The 18948-nt window shown below is 64.9% G+C and carries 13 protein-coding genes; 4 read left to right on the forward strand and 9 right to left on the reverse strand.

Annotated features, from left to right (window positions below; translation table 11 throughout):
• Positions 1-7: 7 nt before the first annotated feature.
• Entirely contained in the window at positions 8-3211 is a 3204-nt protein-coding gene (ileS, locus tag C442_RS01425) for an isoleucine--tRNA ligase (protein WP_008307243.1), read from the forward strand.
• 243 nt (positions 3212-3454) lie between these two features.
• Here ileS and C442_RS01430 read toward each other — a convergent pair whose 3' ends face one another.
• From C442_RS01430 to hemL, 3 genes are all read right to left on the reverse strand, one after another.
• Positions 3455-4309, reverse strand: coding sequence for a ribose-phosphate diphosphokinase (locus C442_RS01430; RefSeq protein WP_008307244.1), 855 nt, complete (start codon positions 4307-4309; stop codon positions 3455-3457).
• Between the two features lie 112 nt (positions 4310-4421).
• Complete coding sequence (locus C442_RS01435) at positions 4422-5237, reverse strand: HVO_0234 family beta-propeller protein (protein WP_008307245.1); 816 nt, start codon at positions 5235-5237, stop codon at positions 4422-4424.
• 1 nt (position 5238) lies between these two features.
• Positions 5239-6576: a glutamate-1-semialdehyde 2,1-aminomutase gene (gene hemL, locus C442_RS01440; RefSeq protein WP_008307246.1), complete on the reverse strand. Its 1338-nt coding sequence runs from the start codon at positions 6574-6576 to the stop codon at positions 5239-5241.
• Positions 6577-6753: 177 nt separating this feature from the next.
• Here hemL and nasA point away from each other — a divergent pair, with 177 nt between their 5' ends.
• The 3 genes from nasA to C442_RS01455 all read left to right on the forward strand — a co-directional run bounded on the left by nasA (position 6754) and on the right by C442_RS01455 (position 12782).
• Positions 6754-8859 (forward strand): assimilatory nitrate reductase NasA, encoded by a 2106-nt coding sequence (gene nasA, locus C442_RS01445; protein ID WP_080504264.1) that lies wholly within the window; start codon positions 6754-6756, stop codon positions 8857-8859.
• 320 nt (positions 8860-9179) lie between these two features.
• A complete protein-coding gene (locus C442_RS01450; protein WP_008307248.1) occupies positions 9180-10502 on the forward strand; it encodes an MFS transporter in 1323 nt (440 codons plus the stop codon).
• Positions 10503-11015: 513 nt separating this feature from the next.
• Positions 11016-12782, forward strand: coding sequence for a nitrite/sulfite reductase (locus C442_RS01455; protein WP_008307249.1), 1767 nt, complete (start codon positions 11016-11018; stop codon positions 12780-12782).
• A 260-nt stretch (positions 12783-13042) separates the two neighbouring features.
• On the opposite strand, the gene C442_RS01460 is transcribed toward C442_RS01455, so the two are convergent.
• From C442_RS01460 to C442_RS01485, 6 genes are all read right to left on the reverse strand, one after another.
• On the reverse strand, positions 13043-14398 hold the full coding sequence (locus C442_RS01460) for a substrate-binding protein (RefSeq protein ID WP_008307250.1): 1356 nt from the start codon (positions 14396-14398) through the stop codon (positions 13043-13045).
• Positions 14399-14570: 172 nt separating this feature from the next.
• Positions 14571-15215, reverse strand: a complete 645-nt coding sequence (locus C442_RS01465) for a chemotaxis protein CheC (protein ID WP_008307251.1) — start codon at positions 15213-15215, stop codon at positions 14571-14573.
• Between the two features lie 40 nt (positions 15216-15255).
• Positions 15256-16614 (reverse strand): substrate-binding protein, encoded by a 1359-nt coding sequence (locus C442_RS01470; protein ID WP_049942760.1) that lies wholly within the window; start codon positions 16612-16614, stop codon positions 15256-15258.
• 120 nt (positions 16615-16734) lie between these two features.
• Positions 16735-17193: an HTH-type transcriptional regulator Lrp gene (gene lrp / locus C442_RS01475; RefSeq protein WP_008307253.1), complete on the reverse strand. Its 459-nt coding sequence runs from the start codon at positions 17191-17193 to the stop codon at positions 16735-16737.
• A 9-nt stretch (positions 17194-17202) separates the two neighbouring features.
• Positions 17203-17565, reverse strand: a complete 363-nt coding sequence (locus C442_RS01480) for a P-II family nitrogen regulator (RefSeq protein ID WP_008307254.1) — start codon at positions 17563-17565, stop codon at positions 17203-17205.
• Positions 17558-18886: an ammonium transporter gene (locus tag C442_RS01485; protein ID WP_008307255.1), complete on the reverse strand. Its 1329-nt coding sequence runs from the start codon at positions 18884-18886 to the stop codon at positions 17558-17560. The genes C442_RS01480 and C442_RS01485 overlap by 8 nt, the downstream gene beginning before the upstream one ends.
• Positions 18887-18948 lie beyond the last annotated feature (62 nt).

Here is an 18948-nt window from a genome sequence, read left to right on the forward strand (position 1 = left end):
AACGGGTATGGAACGTTTCGCCGCTGTCGACGACCAGTACGACCCCGAGGACGTGGAGGACGGCGTCTTCGAGTACTGGGACGACGTCGACGCCTACGAGCAGACGAAGGCCCACCGGGCCGACGGCGAGGACTACTTCTTCGTCGACGGACCGCCCTACACCTCCGGCGCGGCCCACATGGGGACGACATGGAACAAGACCCTGAAGGACTGTTACATCCGCTACCTGCGGATGCAGGGCTACGACGTCACCGACCGACCGGGCTACGACATGCACGGCCTCCCCATCGAGACCAAAGTCGAGGAGCGACTCGACTTCGAGAACAAGAAGGACATCGAACGCTTCGGCGAGGAGAACTTCATCGAGGAGTGCAAGGACTTCGCCGAGGAGCAACTCGAAGGCCTCCAGACGGATTTCCAAGACTTCGGCGTCTGGATGGACTGGGACGACCCCTACAAGACGGTCAACCCCGAGTACATGGAGGCCGCCTGGTGGGGCTTCCAGCAGGCCCACGAACGCGGGCTGGTCGAGCAGGGCCAGCGCTCCATCAACCAGTGCCCGCGGTGTGAGACCGGCATCGCCAACAACGAGGTTGAGTACCATGACGTGGGCAAGCCGTCGATTTATGTGAAATTCCCTCTATCGGAGCAGGAAGGCAGCCTGGTCATCTGGACCACGACCCCGTGGACCATCGTCGCCAACACCTTCGTTGCCGTCGACGGCGACCTCGACTACGTGGGCGTCGACGCTGAGAAAGACGGCGAAACCGAGCGGCTCTACGTCGCCGAGGCCTGCGTCGAGGACGTGCTGAAAGCCGGCCGCTACGACGACTACGAGGTCGTCGAGGAACTCACAGGCGAAGACATGGTCGGCTGGGAGTACGACCACCCGCTGGCCGAGGAAGTGCCGGACCACGCCCAGGGCGAGGGCTCCGGGCAGGTCTACACCGCTGACTACGTCGAGGCCGACCGCACGGGCCTCGTCCATTCCGCGCCCGGCCACGGTGAGGAGGACTTCGAGCGCGGCCAGGAACTCGGCCTCGAAATCTTCTGCCCGGTCGGCAGCGACGGCGTCTACACCGACGATGCCGGGAAGTACGCCGGCACGTTCGTCCGCGACGCCAACGACACGGTCATCGACGACCTCGACGACAACGGTTTCCTGCTCTCAAGTGAGGAGGGCCACACCGTCCGCGAGGGGCAGTGCTGGCGCTGTGACACCGACATCGTCCGCATTGTCACCGACCAGTGGTTCATCACGGTCACGGACATCAAGGACGAACTGCTGGCCAACATCGAGGACAGCGAGTGGTACCCTCAGTGGGCGCGGGACAACCGCTTCCGTGACTTCGTCGAGGACGCGCCGGACTGGAACGTCTCGCGGCAGCGCTACTGGGGCATTCCGATTCCCATCTGGCTTCCCGAAGAGTGGAATGGCTCGATGGACGATGCCATCGTCGTCGGCGACCGCGAGGAACTCGCCGAGCGGGTCGACCAGGACATCGACCCCAAAACCGTTGACCTGCACAAGGGCACAGTTGATGACCTCACCATCACCGAGGACGGCACGACCTACACCCGCGTCGGCGACGTGTTCGACGTGTGGCTCGACTCTTCCGTCGCGACGTGGGGAACCCTGAACTACCCCGAACAGACGGAGGACTTCGATGAACTGTGGCCCGCCGACCTCATCATGGAAGCCCACGACCAGACCCGCGGCTGGTTCTGGTCCCAGCTGGGCATGAGCACCGCCGCGACCGGCGACATCCCGTACAAGCAGGTGCTGATGCACGGCTACGCCAACATGCCCGACGGCCGCGGCATGTCCAAGTCCAAGGGCGTCCTCATCGACCCCCACGAGGTCATCGAGAAGCACGGCCGCGACCCGATGCGGCTGTTCCTGCTGTCGGTGACCGCTCAGGGCGAGGACATGAACTTCTCGTGGGAGGAGACCGCCGAGATGCAGCGGCGGCTGAACATCCTCTGGAACGTCGCCCGATTCCCGCTGCCGTACATGCGTGCGGATGACTTTGACCCAGAGGAAACGACGGTCGAGGACGTTCGGGAGGACCTCGAACTCGTCGACGAGTGGGTCCTCTCCCGGCTCCAGAGCGTGACCGAGGCGATGACCGACTCGATGGAGGACTTCGAGAACGACAAAGCAGTCGACGAACTGCTCGAATTCGTCGTCGAGGACGTCTCCCGGTTCTACATTCAGGTCGTCCGCGAGCGGATGTGGGAGGAGGAGGACAGCGCCTCGAAGCAGGCCGCCTACGCCACGCTCTATCGCGTGCTCGAATCCGTGGCCGCGCTGTTCGCCCCGTTCACGCCGTTCGTGGCTGAGCAGGTATACGGCGCGCTCACCGGCGACGCCGGCCACCCGACGGTCCACATGTGCGACTGGCCCGAGGTCGACGCTGACCTGCACGACCCCGCACTCGAACGCGAGATCGAGGTCGTCCGCGAGGTCGAGGAAGCGGGCTCGAACGCCCGCCAGCAGGCCGAGCGCAAACTCCGCTGGCCCGTCACCCGCGTCGTCGTCGACGTCGACAGCGACGACGTGGCCGACGCGGTCCGCGCCCAGGAGGCCATCATCGCCGACCGACTCAACGCCCGCGCCGTCGAGGTCGTCGGCGCTGCCGATGAGTGGGGCGAACTCCAGTACTCCGCCGAGGCCGACATGAGCGAACTCGGCCCGGCCTTCGGCGACGACGCCGGCCGCGTCATGAACGCGCTCAACGAGGCCCGTGTCGCCGAGCAGTCACTCGACACCCTCGAAGGCACAGTACGCGAGGCGCTCGGTGAGGACATCGACCTCACCGAGGAGATGGTCGAGTTCCGCCGCGAGACCCCCGAGGGCGTCACCGGGACGGAGTTCGCTGCGCTCGATGGCGGCGGCGTCGTCTACGTCGACACGGCGCTCACCGAAGACATCGAGAGCGAGGGGTACGCCCGCGAGGTCATCCGCCGGGTCCAGGAGATGCGGAAAGACCTGGAGCTGGACATCGAGGCGCGCATTCTGGTGGACTTGGCTATCGACGACGAACGCGTGGACGACCTCGTACGCGAGCACGAGGACCTAATCAAAGAGGAGGTCCGCGCTGACGAACTCGGCAGCGTTGAGGACGGCCACCGCAAGACGTGGGACGTCGAAGGAACCGAGATGGAAATCGCGATAGCACCGGTCGCTACTGCTGAAGCGTCTGATTAGAACAGCACGCGACCAGCGGGAGCGTGCTGCTTTTTCGCCCACGTTTTTCGAGGAGCGGTTCGCGAGTATCGCGAGCGAACCCGACGCTGAAAAAGGTGGATGCGGGATTACGATTGCGCCGTGCGAGGCCGACCAGCGGGAGGCCTCGGAACAGGCGAGCGGCGACTAAGAGGAGCCGCGAGCCGTGGCGGCTGCGGAAGCGTCGGATTAAGTCTGTTCACGGCACGGCCGGCCGCGAGGTGTCTACAACTGGTCTGCGACGACCGGCGCGGCGCTGACCTCGCTGACAGCGCGTTCCAGCGTGTCCGTCCCGTAAACTGCTTCGACGCCGGCGCTGTTGAGTTTCGTCAGGGCGTTGCTGGCGAGCATCGGGTGGACGCAACTGACGAACACCCGCTCGGCGTCGCGGTCGCCGAGGACGCCGACGGACTCGCTCATCGTCGACCCGGTAGCGATGATATCATCGACCAGCACCACATCACGGCCCTCGACCGGCGCGTCGCTGGGGCTGATCTCGATGTCGCCGGTGTCGTAGTCCCGGTCCTTCTCGAAGAAGTCCGTCTCGCCCTCGCCGTATGCGTCCCGGACCGTCGTCGCGAGGGCGATTGCGCCCTCGTCGGGCGAGAGAAAGAGCGGGTCCGTCAGGTCCGCAGGCAGCGGGTCGGCGAGAACACTCGCCGCGTCGACGTTGGTGGCTGGCACGTCGAAGAAATCGCAGACGGCCGGTTCGTGGGGATTTACGGTCAGTACGCGGTCAGTTCCCGTCGAGATGGCGCGGGCCATCGCCCGCGAGGAGACCGGCTCGCCGGGCTTGAACGCTTCGTCCTGGCGGGCGTAGCCCATGTACGGGATGACGGTGACGACCTCGCTCGCGCCGCTCTCGCGGGCCGCGTCCTGCAACTGGAGTAACTGCAGGTGCGCGTCGCTGTCGACGGTCGAGGCAACGACGACAGCGCGCTCGCCGGAGACTGTTTCGGGAACCCGGACAACGTGTTCACCGTCCGGGAACCGCTCGTACTCGACCCGTCCCAGCCGCTCGCCCGTCGCCTCGGCGAGGGTCGCCGCGAACGCCTGCGTGTCCGCCCCGGGGATAATCATGTGCGGTGGGTGGCTGTCCGGGCTAAACCTCTTTTCGATTCCGTAAGCGGGTGTGTCCCGTGAGACAGGCACGCGGCCGCTCGGCTCCGCCGGGCCGCGTCACCGCCGGGTGTCAGGCCACAGCGACGCCAACGACATCGGGGACGCCCAGCGAGCGCTGTCGCCAGCCGCCCTGTCCGTCGGCGGTCGCCTCGGCGGCGGTCGCGACGAGAAAGGTCCCGTTCTCGGTGATAGCGTAGGTGTCGTCGCCGTACGTCACGTCGACGACGCGTTCGGTCGCCGGCAACGAACAGGGCTCCCACGCGCCGTTTGACAGTTCATACAGGCCGTCCGCCGCGGCAGCGTGGACGCGCTCACCGTCGCTTGCAACCGCCAGATGTCGGCCCGACCGGACCTCGCTCCACTCGCCGTCGCTGTCGGCGCTCTCGCCGTCGTAGCGGTACAGCCCGCTCTCGGTCGCGGCGTAGTCGCCGGCCACATCGGCCACGTCCACCAGGCCGAGTCGGTCGAGCGACGGCAGGGCGTACACGCCCTCGGCCGCGGCGAGGTGGTCGCCGTCGATGGCACGGACGTCCGCGATTTCGCCGACGTCTCGCCACTCCCCGTCGTACCGAGCGACGCGGCCGTCGCCGGCTGCGAGCAGCCCGTCGCTGTCGTAGCCGACGGCGGTGGCCGGCCCGAACCCGGTCGGAACGAAGCCGTCGTCGGTCAACACGAGCACGTCCTCGTCGGTGGCGACCGCGACTTCGCCGCTTGCGCCGGCCACATCACGGGCATTGCACCGTTCGCTCAGGCTGAACCGCCCGATCTGGCCGCCGGCCGTCTCGACGCGGGTGACGCCCAGTCCTGACGCGACGTACGCGTGGGTCTCCGGACGTTTCGCCCCGTACATCCGCTTCTCGGACAGTGCGATGTCGTCGTCGCTCACCTCATATCGCCTCTTTGTATGCTTCGAGCGCATCCTCTATGTCTTCACCTGTGTGGGCATCACAGATGAACTGTGACTCGAACTGGTTCGCCGTGAGGAACACGCCCTGGTCCTTCATTGCGGGCCAGAACAGCCGCTCCCACCGCTCGGTCTCGGCCTGTGTCACGTCGTGACCGGTCTTCGGACAGTAGTCGAAGCGCGGACAGGACTCCCGCTGCCGGCAGCCAGCCTCGCAATGTCCGTCGAAGGAATCCGGGCCGTCACGGGTGAAGATGACCTTGAACATCGAATCCCGGCCGACGACGGTGTACTCGGGGGCCTGGTCCTCGAGGATGTCCTGGAGGCCCGCCCGGAGCCGTTCGCCGAGGTCGTTGACGTGATCGTATACGTCGTGTTCAGCTGCATACCGCAGCGTCTCCAGGCCGGCCGCCATCGTCACGGGGTGGCCAGAGAACGTTCCGGACTGGAACACATCGCCAGCGGGGGTGAACTGCTCGATGATTTCGCTTTTGCCGCCGATGGCCCCGACCGGGAAGCCGCCGCCGATGATCTTCCCGAAGGTGGTGATGTCGGGGTCGATGTCGAACGCGCCCTGGGCACACTGGAGGCCGCCGACGCGGAAGCCGGTGATGACCTCATCGAAGATGAGCAGGGACCCGTGGTCGTCACACAGCTGTCGGAGCGTGTCGTGGTAGCCCTCGACCGGGTGGACGATGCCGTAGTTCCCGAGGATAGGTTCGGTGAGAACGGCCGCGATATCGTCGCCGTGTTCCTCGAACACCTCGTGGGCGGCTTCCTCGTCGTTGAACGGCACGGTCAGCGTGTGTTCGGCGAAGCTCTCGGGGATGCCGGGACTGGACGGGGCGGTGTGGTCTCCCTCGCCCTCGACCAGCGTGGACTCCTGTGCGCCGTGGTAGCCGCTCTGCATCACGACGATTTTGTCCCGCCCCGTGTAGCCACGAGCCAGGCGGACCGCCGAGACTGTGGCCTCGGTCCCGCTGTTGACGAACCGGAGCATCTCGACGCTGGGGACGTGCCGGGTGACGAACTCGGCCAGTTCGACCTCGACTTCGGTGGGTGCGCCGTACATCGGCCCCTCAGCGGCGTGTCGCTGGATGGCTGACTGGACCTGCTCGGGCAGGCTGTGGCCCAGCAGCAGCGGACCATAGCCCATGACGAAATCGATGTATCGGTTCCCGTCGGCGTCGATGACGTGCCCGCCGTCCCCTTTCTCGACGAAGAACGGGTAGGGCCGTGTCGCTCGCACGGAGGAGTTGACGCCGCCAGACAGCACCGACAGGGCGCGGTCATACAGCGCTCGCGACTGCTCGTGGTTCATACGCTGCCGTTTGACCGCTGTCAGAAAGAAACTGTTGTTAGCTCGCGGTCCCACCGACCTAGTGGACGGATGTCATGCGTTCACCGGTAAAATAAATATTTCGTAAAGAGTCACTGTTATACGGTGCGTATTCATCTATGTAATTACGATAATGGCATCCGAACGTACTGCGATATCATGCCAAACTGGACAAATGGGCGTCTTGACGGCGCGTGGGCGGCTGTGAGCGACTGGGTACCGACGACGTGTATGCGGTGTGCCGTTGGCTGTGGCCACATGCACCAGGGCGCCGACGAAGGGTACGGTATCGACGCTGTTCGTGGCGACGCCGCCCATCCGGTCAGTCAGGGACTCGCCTGTGCGCGTGGCCTCCGGGAGAGCAAGGCCCCCGACGGGGAGTGGCTCACCCGACCGATGGTCCGCAGCGACGGCGAACTCCGCCAGACACAGTGGGACGTCGCGCTGGCTCGCGCCGTCGAGGGACTCCAGGCCGTCCACCAGCAGGACCCCGACTCCGTCGCCGTACTGGGCAGCGGCCAGCAGACGAACGAGGCCGCATACGCGCTGGGGAAGGTCGCCCGCGGCGGCTTCGGCACGACGAACTACGACGCCAACACGACGCTGTGCATGGCCAGCGCCGTTACCGCCTACTACCAGGCCTTCGGCAGCGACGCGCCGCCGTGTACCTACGCCGACATCAGCGACGCCGACCGACACGTCGTCTGGGGGGCGAACCCGGCGGTCGCCCACCCCGTGATGTTCCGCTGGATTCAGCAGTCTGCTGACGAGGATGGCGTCGAAATCATCGTCGTCGACCCCGTCCGCTCCGAGACCGCAGAGAACTCCGAACACCACGTCGCGCCCGACCCGGGGAAGGACCTCGCGCTGGCCCGGGCTGTCCTCGCCCGCATTGTCGAAACGGGCCGAGTCGACCGCGAGTTCGTCGCCGAGGCGACCGCCGGGTTCGAGGATCTGCTCGCGACGCTGCCCGACGCCACGGACGCAGCCGCCGAGGCCGGCGTCGAGATGGCCGAGGTGGACCTGCTGGCCGACGCGATGGACCAGCAGGCGCTCATCTACTGGGGGATGGGCATCAATCAGCACGTCCAGGGGACCGAGACCGCCCGGGCGCTCATCGACCTGACGCTGGCGACGGGGAACCTCCGGCCCGGCGGCGGCCCGTTCTCGCTGACCGGCCAGGCCAACTCGATGGGGACCCGAATCTGTTCCTCGAAAGGGTCCTGGCCCGGCCAGCGGGCCTTCGAGGACCCCGACCACCGCCGCCTCGTTGCCGACCACTGGGACGTGCCGGTCGACCGCCTCCCCGATGACACCGGCCCCGGCCCGGTCGGGATGCTCGAAGGCGAGCCGGACGCCGTCTGGGCCGTCGCCACGAACCCCGTCGCCGGAATGCCGGAAGCCGATTCAGTCCGCGAGACACTGGAAGACGCCTTCGTCGTCGTGCAGGACGCCTTCCACACTGAAACGACGGAAATCGCCGACGTGGTCCTGCCCGCCGCGACGTGGGGCGAGAGCGACGGAACGACGACGAACATGGAGCGGACCATCTCTCGGGTCCGGTCGGCGACCGACCTGCCAAGCGGCGTCAGGCCGGACCTGGACATCATCGCTACCATCGGTTCACGGCTGTTCCCCGGCCTGTTCGAGCGCACGTCGCCGGACCCGTCGGCCGTGTTCGACGAGTTCACCGCCCTCACCGAGGGGACGGTCGCCGACTGTTCGGGCATCACCTACGAGCGGCTGGACGATATCCACGCTGTCCGGTGGCCCGCGCCCGACGAGGACAGTGCCGGCGGCTACCGCTACTACGACGACGAATCGTGGTCCTTCCCGACCCCCTCGGGGCGGGCGCAGTTCTCGACCGGCCGCCAGGGGTCGCTCCCCGAACCGACCGACGACGACTACCCACTGACCCTGACCACCGCCCGCGAGGCCGACGGGTACAACACCGGCGTCCGGTCCCGCGGCGGGGAGGCCGGTCCGCTGGTGGCCCGCATCCACCCCGAGACGGTCGCGGAACACAGCGGCCTCGTCACCGACGACCGGCTGACCGTCGAGACCCGTCGCGGCTCCGCGACAGTCGACATCGACCGCGACGAGGGCGTTCCCCGCGGGATGGTCTGGCTGCCAATTCACCACCCGGCGACGAACCGGCTGACGCTCTCGGACCGTGACCCCCAGTCCGACGAACCGAACTTCAAGCAATGTGCCGCCCGCCTCGTCGCCGCCGAGGCTGAACTGCCGCCGGCGACGGCTGACTGAGCCGATATCGGGCGCAGCCCCGACGGCTCGTCGACACACGCTTCTCCATCGGCGTCCCAAGTAATCCAAATATGTCCAATTATTCCCTCGTCCGCTGGGCGTTCAATGTCCTTAAAGAGGGGATATCCGATGATATATTTGCGGTCTATCCACTCAGACCGGAGAGAATAGTCGCTCTGTAAAGGGTTACTGTTATTAAATGGTGGGTCTTTCGAACTTCATGTACTGATGTGGGCACACATCCAAAATAAAAGCGGATTGGTGGACAAAGTCTCGTTACCGACCGTGAACAATGCCGGGTCCGTAACCGAGGTGTCGGCATGGGACTGATCAAGATGACGAAGTACCGGACGCTGCTGCTTGCGACTATCGGATTCAACTTCTCGTTTCTCATCTGGTTCTCCTTCGCGCCGTTTACCGGCCCAATGGCCGAGGAGTTCGGGCTCTCGACCGCGGAAATCGGTATTCTCGCCAGTTCGGCCATCTGGATGGCACCGTTCGGCCGGATGCTCACCGGGTGGCTCTCGGATAAGTTCGGTGCGCCGGCCATCTTCGCCATCGTGCTGGCGTACGTTGGCGTATTCTCGATCGGAAGCGCCTTCGCACAGGATTACTCCGTGTTCTTCGTGCTGCGACTCATCGTGGCGACGGCCGGCATCACGTTCGTCATCGGCATCCAGCACGTCGCCGAGTGGTTCGAAGAGGAGAACCTCGGCCTGGCGGAGGGCATCTACGCCGGCGTCGGGAACGCCGGTGCCGCCGGCGGCGCACTGATTCTCCCCCGCGTGTTCGGCTCCGACTGGAGCGGACCGCTGTTCTCGACGAACTGGCGAGCCGCGTTCTTCTACACCGGCATCGTCTCCATCTTCCTCGCAATCGCCTACTACACGCTCGGCGAGGCCGCGAAAAGCGAGGCGAAACGTCAGGCGACCAAAGAGAACACCAGCTTCAAAGGCTGGATGCACACGGCCACGCGGTACGGCACTGTCGTCCTCGCCGCCGCGTACATCATGTCCTTCGGCCTCGAACTGTCGATGAACGGGTGGCTCGCCACCTACTACCGCGAGGCGTTCAACCAGGACAACCTCGTCATCGCGAGCACGTTCGCGGCGACGTTCTCGATTGCCGCGGGATTGCTCCGGCCGTTCGGTGGCTACGGCAGCGACCTGCTGGCCCGCAAGGAGAAGGACATCCTGCCGTTCTTCGAGGGCCAGTACCGCGAGCAGTGGACGTTCCTCGGCCTCTGCTTTATCGTGCTGATGATGTTCGCCATGACGCTGGCCGGCCTCTCCGGCGTCTTGCTGAACGCTGTCGTCATCGGCTTCCTCGTGGGCACGGGCTGTGCCTGGGCCGAGGGCGCCATCTTCGCGCAGGTACCGGCGATGTTCCCGAACGACTCGGGTTCGGTCGCGGGCGTCGTCGGCGGCGTCGGCACCGTCGGCGGCATCGTCTACCCGCTGTTTTACTCCGCGCCGTGGCTGGCGAATCTCCACATCGGGTACTCCGTGGCCGCCGTCACCATGATTCCGATAGTGCTGCTGTCCGCGTGGGTGTTCCAGCCGGAAATCGCCAAAGTCGCCAACACGGCCGGGTTCGTCGGGGGCACGCAGGAAAGCCCCACCGCCGCCTCCGGCGACGACTGACGCCTATCGGCCTCGAAGACCCTTTTTGTCTCTTTCCTACACGCTATAGTAGCCATTGAAAATCAATGCACACCTGATCGCACGACTGCAGTGCGATCAGTGTGTAAATCGTTTCAATTGTTACTATAGCACCGGTGGACCAACTGCTGTGCCGCGTGTCGTCCTCCGTCGGCTCGCCGCGCGCGCGACTGCCCCCAGTTCTGCGGGGTCACGGCCCGGTCGGGCGAAGCACGCACGCGGAGTGCGCCCGAAGTACCGGTCCGGCACTCGACCGACTATCCGACTGCCGTCCTGCGTTTTTGCCCGTTTCACTGGGGCAGTGTATAACCTCTTTAAAGACCTCTCAGACGGTATAATTCTGGACGGTCGTTTCCTAACCACCTCTAACTCTTTACTTCTTTAACGAATACCGTTATAAGGAGTCAAGCTCAGTACTTAGACGTGAATTAGCGGACATTCAGATAAATATGAGAGATAAAAAGCTACATCCATTAAGAACGGGGGAGCGCGAAGATGGCACATAAAAAGGAGGAGTACAAGGCGGAGCTGTACGGCGACGAGGTACGGGAAAAGTTAGAGGAGTTCGCCGAGAAGGGCTGGGACTCCATCCCTGAAGACGAGCGCGAGAAGTGGTTCTCGCGGTTCAAGTTCTGGGGCGTGTTCCACCACCGCGGCGGGCAGGAGTCGTATTTCATGATGCGGCTGACCAACTGCGGCGGCGTCTTGGAGCCCGACCAGCTCCGGGTCATCGGCGAGGTCGCCCGGGACTACGCGAAGGGACCGGCCGAGAACCCCGAGTTCGGGAACGGCTGGATCGACCTCACGACGCGACAGTCCATCCAACTCCACTGGCTCAAGCTCGAGGACATCCCGGAGATCTGGGAGAAGCTCGAAGCCGTCGGCGTCTCCTCGCGCTCGGCGGGCGGGGACACGATGCGGAACATCTCCGGCTGCCCGGTCGCCGGCAAGGCCGAGGAGTACGTCGAGTCCCGCCCGATTCTGGACGAAATTCAGGAGACCATCCGCGACGACAACGACCTCTCCAATATGCCCCGGAAATTCAACATCTCAGTGACGGGGTGCAAGCAGGGGTGTGCCCAGGACAGCATCAACGACATCGGGCTGGAGCCGGCCCACAAGATCATCGATGGCGAGGAAGTCGAGGGATTCAACGTCCGTGTCGGTGGCGGCCTCGGCGGCCGCGAACCGCGCGAAGCCCGCCCGCTCGACCTGTTCATCCGGCCCGAGCACGCCGTCGAAACGGTCCGGGAATTCGTCGAATACTACCACGAAGCGGGCAACCGCCAGAACCGCTCGAAGAACCGCGCTCGGTTCTTCGTCGACGAGCACGGCACCGACGCCATCCGCGAGGAACTGGAGGAGCGGCTGGACTTCGAACTCGAAACCGCCGGCACCGACTTCCGCGGGGCGTACACGTACAACGCCGGCAAGTCGGCCGAGCACGGGGCCCACGACCACGTCGGCGTCTACGACCAGCAAGGCGACAAGAACTACGTCGGACTTTCGGTGCCGGTCGGCCGACTCTCCGCCGAGGACGCCATCGAGCTCGCGGATCTCGCCGACGCCTACGGCTCCGGCGAGGTACGACTGACTCGCCGGCAGAACCCGCTCATCATGGACGTACCCGACGGGAAGCTCTCGAACCTCCTCAACGAGCCGCTGCTGGAGAAGCACTCGCCCGAGCCGAACCCGTTCGTCCAGGGCGCGATGGCCTGTACCGGGACGGAGTTCTGCTCGCTCGCGCTCACGGAGACAAAGGCGCGCATGGCCCGCCTCCTCCGCTGGCTTGGTGACAACGTCGACGTGCCCGACGACGTGGACCGCATCAAGATGCACTTCTCGGGCTGTACGGCCGACTGCGGCCAGGCGATGACGGCCGACATCGGCCTGCAGGGGATGCGCGCCCGCAAGGACGGCCGCATGGTCGAGGCCGTCGACGTGGGGGTCGGCGGCGGTATCGGCGAGGAGCCGACGTTCATCGAGTGGGTGCGCCAGCGTGTCCCTGCCGACGAAGTGCCGGGGATGATAGCTAACATCGTCGAGGCCTACGCGGCGCTCCGCTCGGAGGGCCAGACGTTCCGGGAGTGGGTCGACGCCACCGGCCACGAGACGATCGTCGAACTGGCCGAACCCAACGAGGTCGAGGGGTACACCGACCCGTGTCTGGCCGACGGCAAGCAGTCGTGGTACCCCTTCGACGACGGCGACAGCCCGGCCCCGACCGACGCCGAGGGCCAGCCGATTTCGGCGGACGACTGACCATGACGGACAGTTCGACCGACAACGACGAGGCGGCCGACCGGTCGGAATCTGTAGTCAAGGGGGTGGCATACGACGCGGCACCGGAGCTACTGGAGTAACGCGGCCCCGGCTCCGAACAGCCGGATACGCCGACGTGACGTGCCCGTCTCAGGGCGCGTCCGTCTGCCTCTGACAGCTGGGGACTGCTCGTGTCCACGTCCCCGCTCGGTTCTCCGTTTTCCGTCTTTGTCTCGCTCAGTAGTCGCTGCGCTCTGGCTCTAGTCCCCGTAGTCTCCGAGTTCGCATTCGGCGGCCGGGCCGCCGTCACAGTCGTACCCGACCGCCTTCGTGACGCTGAGCAGGTCGTAGAATCGGCCGAGAGACTGCCCGGACTCGGGAAGCCCTTCGACTACCGGCACGCCACGCTGGGCCTGATGGTCACAGCTCCGCATCGTCTGGCTGCCAAGCCCGACCGAGTATTCGTGGTCTTCCAGCTCCCGGATAACCGCCGGCGGGTAGAAGGTGCCGGCCCGCTCGACGGCCGCGGCGTACTGGAGCGTCTGCGCGTAGGCCAGATGGGCCACGCCGGAGGGCCGCTGTGCGTTCCCGTACTCGGCGGTGAAGGCGTTCTTGAACTCGTTTGAGAGGTCAGACGAGACGCTGGTGTCCCACGCGACCGTCCCGACGACGCCGTCGAGCGCCTTCGAGGCGTTCTGTGCCACGATACGGTTGTACAGCGGCACCACGATCCCCACCTCGTCCGGGAGGATTTCCTGGGCTTTTGTCAGTGAGTTCGCGGCGTCCAGTCCGTAGTGATCGAGGAAGACGACCTCCGCGCCGGCGTCCCGGGCCTGTTTGAGCGGCTCCTCGTAGTCCGTCGTCCCGAGACGCGTCGGGATGCTCGTGAGTTCGACCCAGCCGCTCGACGTGAAGAAATCACGTATCGACGACTCCATGGTCTTGCCCCAGTTGTAGTCCGCGTAGATCTGAACGTACTGGGCCTCCCGGCCGAACCGTTCCTTGAGCACCGGAAGCAGCGCCTGTGCGGTCATGTACGCGTTGAACATCTCCCGGAAGCTGTAGCGGACACAGTCCCGTCCCGTCGTGTCGTTCGAGTGGGTCAGACAGCACATGTACGGGACCTTCTGGGCCTGTGCGACGTCCTGCTGGGCGATGGCGACGGAACTGGACGAGCCACCGGAGAACATGATGACGTCGTCTTGCTCGATCATCTCCTCGGCATTGGCCGTCGCAACTTCCGGCTTCGTCTCTGTGTCCGCAGTGACGTACTCGATGGTCTTTCCGAGCACGCCGTCGCCGCTGAGTACGTCAAAGGAGCGCTGACCGACCCAGCCGCCGCCCTCGTTGAGATGTGTGACGGCGAGCTCGTACCCCCGGAGTTCGTCGCGTCCTTCGGCGGCGTAGGTCCCCGACTGTGGGACGTTGAAGCCGAGTGTGACCGCGTCACCTTCGACCGGATAGTTCCCGAGCGGTGGATGCTCCGGTGTGTTTTCGGTTGTCGAACCCCCGCCCTGGCACCCCGCCAGCCCGGCGAGGCCTGCGGTACCGACCCCACCGGCAATCTGTAGTACGGACCGCCTGTCAACTGCGTCTCCCCCTCTTTCCGATCCCATACCAGCTGTTTTGATGGTAAATATATATAATACTTTTTTCAGTAGGAATGGGTGAACAATTAGCATAGAAGGCGCTGGTATCTGGTAGTGACGGTCTTCAGACTGTCTTCTCGGCGATTACATCCACCCTGGCCGCGCGAGGAACACGGGGAAAAGAGATAGGGGACCGATGTCAGTCGAGAATGTCGCTGGCTTCGGTGTCTACTGCGACGTCGGTATCGAGCTCGATGTCCTGGATGAGCGCGACGAGGTCCTCCAGTTCGGGGAACGTGTACACGGTCATCCCGAGGTCGCCGTCATCGACGGTGATACGCGAGTCGACGACGAACACCAGGTCGGAGTCCGGCCAGCCGCCCATCTCGTCGACGATGCCGTCGGCCGGCCCGAACACGAAGTTCGGTGTCCCCATGTCGATGGTCGTCTCCAGCACGTTGGCCCACCCGTCGATGAACGCGGAGGTCATGATGTTGCCGATCTCCTGCATCGCCGACCGTTCCATGTCGGAGAACCCCTCGCCCTCGCTTGGCTCACCCATTCCACCCATCATCGCGCTGGCCATCTGCTTGCTGTCGTCTGGTTCGAGCAGAAACAGGACGTAGCCGTAGGGCGGTTCGTTCAGTTCGACGTAGATGCCGACGCCCTTGTCGTCGCCGATGTGTGTTTTGACGTCCTCAATGTCGAGAAAATTGATCTGTGAGGTCCGAACTGTCGCGTCGAGCCCGGTCAGCTGCCCGAGGTTTTCCGCGACTGTCCCAGACCCCTCCTTTGCCATCTGATTGAAAAGGTCCAGCTTCCGCACGTCCACTTTCAAGCCCATATCTTCTGGAGCGGCGCGAGCGGCTTAACGCCACCGCCCCTCAACTGTCGGCCGTCTCGGGTTCGTACGGTCCCAGGTCAGTACACTCGCTTGCGGGATACTCCTCGCAGCCGTACGCGACGTCAGTCGAAATCTGAATGACGTCGAGTACCTCGGGGCCTTGATTGGCTCCTTCGACGACGGGAACAGGCCCCATCGACTGGTGATCGCACGCTCGTAGCGTCGCCTCGCCGCGTCCGGTCTGGTACGTGGTGCCTTCGAGTTCACGGATGACGGACGGCGGTTCGAACGTCCCGGCCCGCTCGACGGCCGCGGCGTACTGGAGCGTCTGCGCGTAGGCCAGTCGAGCCTGGTCTGACGGGACCCGGACCTGATCGTCGGCGTACGCCGCATCGAACGCCTCCGTGAACGCCGTTGAGAGCGGTGTTTCGATGCTGTAATCCCACGAAATAGTGCCGACGATACCGGCCATGTCGGCGCCGACATCGCGGGCCAGTTGCCGACTCACGATCGGCATGACGATGTCCATCTGTTCCGGGACTATATCCGTCGCCTGGTTCAGCGCGGTGACTGCGTCGCGCCCGCGGTAGGACAACACGATGGCGTCGACGTCAGTGTCCACGGCCTCCTGCAACTGCGGCCTGAAGTTCTCCGTTCCGACCCGCGTCTTCGTCGCGCCCATCTCGCTCCAGTTCTCCGACTGGAACCGGCGCTTGAACTGCTCGGACTGCGTGAAACCGAAATCCGAGCTGGCGTGCAACTGGTAGAACTCCGTTCGCCCGTCGAACCGCTCGGTCAACACCGGAGCCAGCGCGTTGGCGGCCATCCGACCGTTGTGCATCTCCTGAAACCCGTACCGCGAGCAGCCGATCCCCGTAACGTTCGTCCCCGGCGCGAACCCGAGCATGTGGACCACGCCGCGGGTCGGACAGTACTTGAGCAACTCCCGGGCTGTGTTCGTCGACCCGCCGCCGGCGACCATCACGGCACCGTCCTGCTCGACCAGCGTCTCCGCCACGTCCCGGGCCGTTTTCGAACTGGACTCCGTGTCAGCTATGACGCTCTCGACCGTCCGGCCGAGAATGCCGTCCCCGGACAGCGCCTGCCACGCGTCGGTGTCGACCCAGCCGCCGCCCTCGTTGAGGTGGTCGATGGCCAGTTCGAACCCGCGCTGCTGGCCGGTCCCAAGCGGCGAGAACGACCCCGACTGCGGGACTGTGAGGCCAAGCGTCACCTGGTCGTCGTCGACCGGCTGGTTCGCGTACGCTGTGGCACTGCTTGTCGGCGTCGTGGCGCGACTGCCCCCGCCACAGCCGGCAAGTCCGGCGAGCGAACTCGTTCCGACGGCTCCGAGTAGCTCCCGTCGCGTCACCGTTGACCCCCGAGCATCCCAATCCATGATGAAAAATATATTACTACTGCTGTAATTAAACCTTCCTTCATCGCTCAATAGGTCTCCAAACCGATACGGGACGCTACTCACTGCTGTGGTTGCCAGTCGGAAAAACAGGCGTCGTCCTCAGGCGTCAGTTCCGTCGACCGGGAACTGCTCGTGTTCGCACACCGTATTCAGTACGACTGACGTCGAGGCAGATCGGATATCCTCGTCGGTCAGCAGCGTCTTTATCCGCTCGTTCATCGACTTTGTGTCGGTGAACTTCCCGACGGCCACGATGTCGTGGTCGCCGGTCACCTCGTAGACAGCGATCATCTCGCGTCGATCCCGTAACTGGTCCACCACCCGTCCGAGTCCGTCGCCCTCGACGGAGAGCTGGAACACGGCGGTCACGTCGTAACCCAGCGCCCCGTAATCGATGTCGACGGTGTATTCGTCGATCACACCGGTCGCCTCCAGGTCGTCCATCCGGCGCGATACCGTGGTCGCCGCGATACCGGTCGCGGCGGCGACGTCACGGGCGCTCGCCCGGCCGTCCTGGAGCAGTGCGTTCACTACCTGTCTGTCGGTATCATCGACCATTTCGTCCGCTTAGACTGCCTCTGGGCCTTCTTTGCCGGTTCGGACCTGGTAGGCGTTGTCCACGGGGAGGACGAATATCTTACCGTCACCTTTCTCGCCGGTGTGAGCGCCGTCGGCGATGGCGTCGACGACATCCTCCGCGGGGATGTCCGCGACGACCGTCTCGACTTTGACCTTCTGGTGCAGGTCGACGACGTACTCCTCGCCGCGCCACTGCCCCTTCTTTGCGGGCTGTGAGCCGCGGCCGGAGACGTTCGTCACTGTCAGCGAGGGCGCGCCGACCTCCGCCAGCGCCTTCTTCACGTCCCCGAGTTTGTCAGGGCGAACCATTGCCACTACCATCTTGATCTCTGAGTCGTCGGTTTCAGTCATCTTTGGAACCTCCGTCAGTACGCATGCTCGGACTCACTTTACCACCATCGGCGACAACGCTTTCGCCACCACCGAACTCGGGGTAGGTCTCGACGCCGTGCTCGCTGACGTCCAGCCCTTCCTGCTCGTGTTCGGGCGTGACCCGAGCCTGGCCGGCCGCCTTGAGGGCGTACCAGACGACTCCGGTTGCGACAATCGTCCAGCCCGCGATGGCGGCGACACCGATCAGCTGTGCGATAAAGGCGTTAATGACCGACCCGACCGTGCCGGACGTGGCGACGAACGGGAACAGCAGCGTGCCGAGCACACCGGCGCTCCCGTGGACCGGGAAGACGGCACAGACGTCGTCGATTTTCATCCGGTTCTCGATGAAGCTGAACACGACCGGCAGCTGTCCGCCCGCGAGGCCGCCGACGACGATTGCGCCCCACCACGTCGTGGTGTCGGGGATCGCCGTGATGCCGACCAGCCCGGCGAGCAGTCCGTTTGCCACGTACAGGGTGTCGACCTTCCCGGTCTTCAGCCACGCGACCAGTCCGGCACCCATCGCACCGCAGGCCATCGCGATAGTCGTCGTCATCGCGACACGGCCGACCGTCGCGAACGCGCCGAGGGCGAGCGATCCGTCCTCGACGACGAAGACGGTCGCCGCCGTCCCGACGTTGAAACCGTACCAGCCGAACGCGAGGATGAGCGTTCCCAGAACGGCGAAGGTCAGGGAGTGGCCCGGAATGACGTTCGCGGAGCCGTCCTCGTTGTACCGGCCCATGCGTGGGCCGAGGACGTACGCCGCCGTGAGGCCCGCGATGCCGCCCATGCCGTGGACGATCATCCCGCCGGCGAAGTCGTGGAACGCCTCGCCGCCGAAGCTGATGTACGCGCCGGCCCACGTGATCCCGGTGACAACGGGGTAGATGACCGCCGCCAGCAGGAACGTGTACGTGATGTACGCACGGAGCTTGGCCCGTCCGGCGACCGCGCCGGAGACGATGGTCGCTGCCGTCATCGCGAAGACGGCACCGAACAGCCAGCCGACGTAGTCGTTTGCGGCCCCGGCGCCGAAGGCGGGCGAGAAGCCGCTCCCGCCGACCAGGGCACTGATCCCCGAGCCGATCAGGAAGAACACCGTCACGCCGACCGACCAGGTCAGGAGGTTCTTCGTTAGCTGGTTCGCGACGTTCTTCGAGCGCACCTGCCCCGCCTCGAGCATGGCGAAGCCCGCGTGCATGAAGAAGATCAGGAACGATACCACCAGTACCCACAGCAGGTTAACCCCCTCTGCGAGTACGCTCGGATCTACCTGTAGTGCAGTGTAGCTCATTTCTAGCTCACCTGTTTCGTTTTCGTATCTGCAGGCGTCTGAATGTCCAACTTCACTCCACT

Source organism: Haloarcula amylolytica JCM 13557, assembly GCF_000336615.1.
Taxonomy (GTDB): domain Archaea; phylum Halobacteriota; class Halobacteria; order Halobacteriales; family Haloarculaceae; genus Haloarcula; species Haloarcula amylolytica.